At 65.2% G+C, this 4,584-nt stretch carries 3 protein-coding genes; 1 reads left to right on the top strand and 2 read right to left on the bottom strand.

Features of this window, described 5'->3' with window-relative positions; all coding sequences use genetic code 11:
- Positions 1 to 164: 164 nt before the first annotated feature.
- Together MJ785_RS04545 and MJ785_RS04540 are read right to left on the bottom strand one after the other, a co-directional pair.
- Complete coding sequence (locus MJ785_RS04545; protein ID WP_239380070.1) at positions 165 to 1,820, bottom strand: alkaline phosphatase family protein; 1,656 nt, start codon at positions 1,818 to 1,820, stop codon at positions 165 to 167.
- Positions 1,821 to 2,290: 470 nt separating this feature from the next.
- Positions 2,291 to 2,746, bottom strand: a complete 456-nt coding sequence (locus tag MJ785_RS04540; RefSeq protein WP_370652869.1) for a hotdog fold thioesterase — start codon at positions 2,744 to 2,746, stop codon at positions 2,291 to 2,293.
- A gap of 741 nt (positions 2,747 to 3,487) precedes the next feature.
- Between MJ785_RS04540 and MJ785_RS04535 the strand changes: the two genes are divergently transcribed.
- Positions 3,488 to 4,584: porin PorA family protein (locus tag MJ785_RS04535; RefSeq protein WP_239313312.1), on the top strand; the 1,097-nt coding region annotated here is incomplete at its 3' end.

Genomic DNA, 4,584 nt, shown 5'->3' with positions numbered 1-4,584 from the left:
GAGCGGCCAACGCCGCGCCTCCGGCGCCAGCCTCACCGTGGAGGAGGCGCCGCACGGTCAGCGGGCGGCCCCCCTCCGGGGAGCCAGTGTTCAGTTGATCAAAAAATATTTGATCAAAAACGATGCGATCATGATTTTTTGTGCCGCCGGAGGTTTTATGATCACTATTTCCCGTGCCGGCCCGGCTGCGCGCCAGCGGTGCGCAGCGCCCCGGACAGGTCCGCGACATGTGCGTCACGGCTGGTCAGCGGCTTGAGCCCCAGACTGCGTTCGATAGTTGCCAGGATGGACGTCGTGTCGTAGACGGTGTGGTCGACGCCGGAGTGCGGCAGGGAGCTGCTTATCACCAGTGCCGGAACGCGAGTTCCCGGTCCGAACTGGTCATAGACCCCCTGGGTGGGGCTGCCCTTGCCGGGTGGGGAGACATGGTCCCACTGACCGCCGAACTCGTCATAGGTGACTATAACGAGTGTGTCCTTGCCCGCGGGCCCGTTTTCGATCGTCTTGAGCAGGTCGACGAGGTGGTCGCTACCGTCCGGCTCACTGGCGTAGCCAGGATGCTCGTTCTCCGCGCCGTAGGGCTTGACAAAGCTGACGGTCGGCAACGTACCTTTCGTCGCAGCCGCAATGAATTTTGTTTCGTCCTGTAGGTGGGCCCGGCCCGGCTGTCCCGGTGCGTACGCGGCGAAGTAGTTGAGCGGCTGGTGGTGGTACTGGAAGAGCGGACCGGCGTGGCCCGCCTCCGCGTCGTCCCAGCCGCCGGAGTACCAGTTCCAGGAAACGCCGGCAGCGCTCAGCCGGTCCCCGATGTTCGGATACTTGGCGTCGTCGATCAGCGGAAGCCTGATGGTGCTGGAACTGTGCGGGGTGTTGGTGGGCTGGATGGTGTTGATCGCGTAGTCGCCGCAGGCCACCGTGGGATTGGCGGTTGGGCCGCAGGCCTGGGTCAGCTGCGCGTCCTGCACCACTGTGGTGGTTGGCTTGTACAGCGGATAGGTGGTCGGGAACCCGTTGGTGTCCACAACCGAGTGCAGGTTCGCGTCTGGGCCGCCGGCTCCGGCGCTCGTGTCGATCGGGGCCTGCGCCGCGACCAGGAACTGGTGATTCAGGAAGGAACCACCGAACGCGGCTTGGAAGAAGTGGTCGGCGACTACGTAGTGCGGGGCCTCGGCGCCGTGCAGATATTTGTAGATCGGCAACGACCTGGTGTTGTAGACGCCCATTGTCAAGCCTACAGCGTCACTGCCCGTGACGTAACGGTCCTGCCTGCCGCCGTCGATCTGATACTGCTCCTGGTAGAAACGGTGCGCCAGGTCACGGGTGCACCCACCGGGCTCGCTGCCCGCGCTGTTCGCGAGGACACCGTTGGCCGCGGCGGTCCCGGGCGCCGGGCAGGTGCTGGCATTCGCCGGAATGTAGCTGTCGATGGTGAACGGTTTGTTGCGGAAATAGCTTGCGGGGACCCCGTTCGCCGCGTCCACGCAGGTCGTGGGCAACGGACTGGGCGACGTCAGATTCACGTCGTTCTGCGGTAGACAAGTGTAGCGTTTGCCGTCCTGCGTGACCTGGGCCGTGTGTGACCTGTCCGCATCCCTCAGGCCGTCGACCCGCTGGCCGTCAACCGTGCCCCATCGCCCATAGAGATTGTCGAAGCTGTGATTCTCCTCGTAGATCACTACGAGGTGTTTATACCGACCGAGAATTGGGCCGTGCCTGCCGTGTTGTGGCGGGTTGGCAAGCACGCCCGGGGCCATCCCCAGCCCGATCACCGCGGTCGCGCTCGCCGCGAGAGCCGCGTGGACTACCTGTCGTCGTCGCACAGTTCCTCCGATCCTCCGACGATCATCCGAATCCAGCTGCCCCCGCGGGACAACCGGAGAGCAGAATATGCGGGCGGTGCCAGTGGCCAATCAGAAGATTTATTGTCGGTGTTTGTTACCCGGGCCAGCTTGAACGGCATTATGGTATTCGCCGGGTTCGCGTGCTGTAGGTGTCGGTGGGAGCTGACCGTCCTGGCGGCGCGGTGGTCATCCGGTACGCTTGTTCCTGTTCTGTAGCCGCCGTGGCCTGGGCGAATGCGGTTCGAGTGGCACCTTTCGTCCTCGGGCGGGTGCGCAGGTACCCCTCGGTGGCTTGTGTCGTTGTCGAGGTGAGTCCGCGGGATGCGGCAATGCCGCTCTTCCGGGGACGCGGGCCTGACGTATCGGAGTCCTTGCATCCGGCTGGTCCCACCGGTGTCCGCTCACCGGCGTCGGCAGCAGCCGCCCGTAGCAGCCGTCCGCCGGCTTGGCTACACGGTTTGCCGCCTGGCTCCGGGCGGAGCGTCGCGAAACAGGCAGGTTAGTCGTGACGTACACACAGGGCGACCGGAGTCATCGATGATCCGGATGTCGTAGGTGCTGAGCGTCGCGCCGACCTGGATCGCGGTGGCTGTCGCCGTCACCGTGCCCGACCGCGCGGCTCGGTGGTGAGTCGCGTTGATTTCGATCCCCACGGCCGCCCGGCCGGCCGCGGCAGGTGAGATTGCCGCGGCGAGTGAGCCAACCGTCTCGGCGAGCACCACGGACGCGCCCCCGTGGAGCAACCCGTAGGGCTGTCGGTTGCCCTCGACCGGCATCGTCGCGACGATCCGGTCCGGAGTGGCTTCGATGATCGTGATGCCCATGCGTGTGGCCAGCTCGCCCCGGCTGTGGTTCAGGACAGTGACGACATCCTCGCCGGGGCCGGTGCGGGAGGCCGCGGAAATGGCCGCCGCGATGTCGGTGATCGAATGGGTCTCTGGGCTTGCGCGGATGCCCGGGTCCAGCTCGGTGCTGGTACCGATGATCGGATCTGCCACGTGAGCTCCCTTCTTCCTGTCCTCACATTCAAGCGCGTGTCAGCGCCTGCCGGGCGCTACCTGGCGTATGGTTCTCGGCCGTGAGCCGGCTACCCCGCGGGGGAGCCGGCGGCTGATCCGCGGGCTTCGACGATCCGCGCCGGGACGCCCATCAATGTCTATGCCGTATACAAGCCCGCTACCTGCGTATTCATCGATACCCGACGCTGATGGACCCGTCCCGATACCGCGATCGCCTGTCCCGATACCGCGATCGCAAGGCGCGGGCACCGGGGCGGAATCCGCCATCCCGATCCGTCGAGGACCGCCGGGTCCTGGCTGGAATCGCTCGCTTCGGGCGCCTGAAGGTGCCGCAGGCAACCTGGAACTGTCGGCAGGCCTGTCGGGTCGGTGGCATGTACCATCCCCCTTCTACGTGCTCACTACAACAGCCGATGCCGTCCCGAGGACGCGGCGGAATGGATGTGCATGCTCCAGACTGCTGTGAACCATGGGCGCCCGGTTGGCCGTTGCATCGGCGGGGCTTCACCTGCGCAGGTGCGAGGCTGGCGACTCGTTGCCGGTGCAAACGCCGTTACGTGACTCGACAGAACCACCCGTGAAGCAGGTTGGACGGCTTGCGGGTCCGAACCGATGGGAGATTCCCCGATGGCGTTACGACGCTCATCCATCCTGCTGGGAACGGCTGGGTTGCTCCTGGTCGCGCTGGCGCTTATCGAGCGCTTCGCGGTCGTGCCCATCCTGACGAGGCTGCCCGGGGACACGAACATATCGTTCGACTTCGCGGGGACGGGAACCCTGCTCAACACGAAGGCCCTCGCTTCCGGCGACATGGCCCACGTGTTGCAGAAGGATGTGCCGCTCACCATGGAACGGCAGGTCCGGGTTGTCAGCACCAGCGGTGACGTCGCCATCATTCATGATGATTCCACCCTGCACGCGGGGCCGACCGTCCTGCCGGCCAGCCAGGTGTATGCCGTCGACCGCAGCACCCTCGAGGCCACTACGCCGCCGGCCGGCGTGTCCGTTGAGGTTGAGCCCGCGTCCGGCCTCACCGTGGGCTTCCCGATACATCCGAAGGCGGACAACTCTTATCAGTTCTACGATTCCGTGGCACGACAGACCGTCCCGGTGACCTATGAGGGCGCCGACGGCAAGTACTTCGGCCGCAGCGTCGGCATCTACCATGCGGTGTCGACCGGGCCCGTCCAGGACGCCGAGCTGAGCCACACGCTGCCCGCCGTGTTGCCGAAGGACAAGCTGACCCCGCTGGTGTCGTTGTTGCCCGCCGACGTACAGACAAAACTGCTTGCGGCGAATGCGGCCCTGCCCAATGCCATACCGATGCACTACACCGTGACCAAGGATCTGCATGTATGGATCGACACCGTGACCGGCCTCGCCGTGAAGGAAACGGCGAATGAGAAGATCCTCGCCGGTGTCTCCATCGACGGCCAGGTGGTCAGCCTCCTTCCGGTGCTGGCCGTCGACCTCACCGTGACACCGCACAGTCAGGAGGAGCTGGCACGTAAGTCCGCGGCTGTTGCCCGGCAACTGACCATGATTGAGGTCATTGTGCCGATCGTTCTTGGCGCACTGGGCCTTGTTCTGCTGGCGGCCGCGATTATCCGCCAGCGTCGTTCATCCCACCGTGAGTCAGCCCCTATAATAGCGTCGCTGGTAGCTACGCCCGGACCCTCCACCGATGCCGGGTCAGCCAGTTGGCCTGTTTCTTATCAAGGCCC

This window comes from Protofrankia sp. CiT1 (assembly GCF_917627335.1).
GTDB lineage: Bacteria > Actinomycetota > Actinomycetes > Frankiales > Frankiaceae > Protofrankia.
The sequence above is the reverse complement of the archived record's forward strand: the minus strand, read 5'-3'. Positions and strand labels throughout refer to the sequence as shown.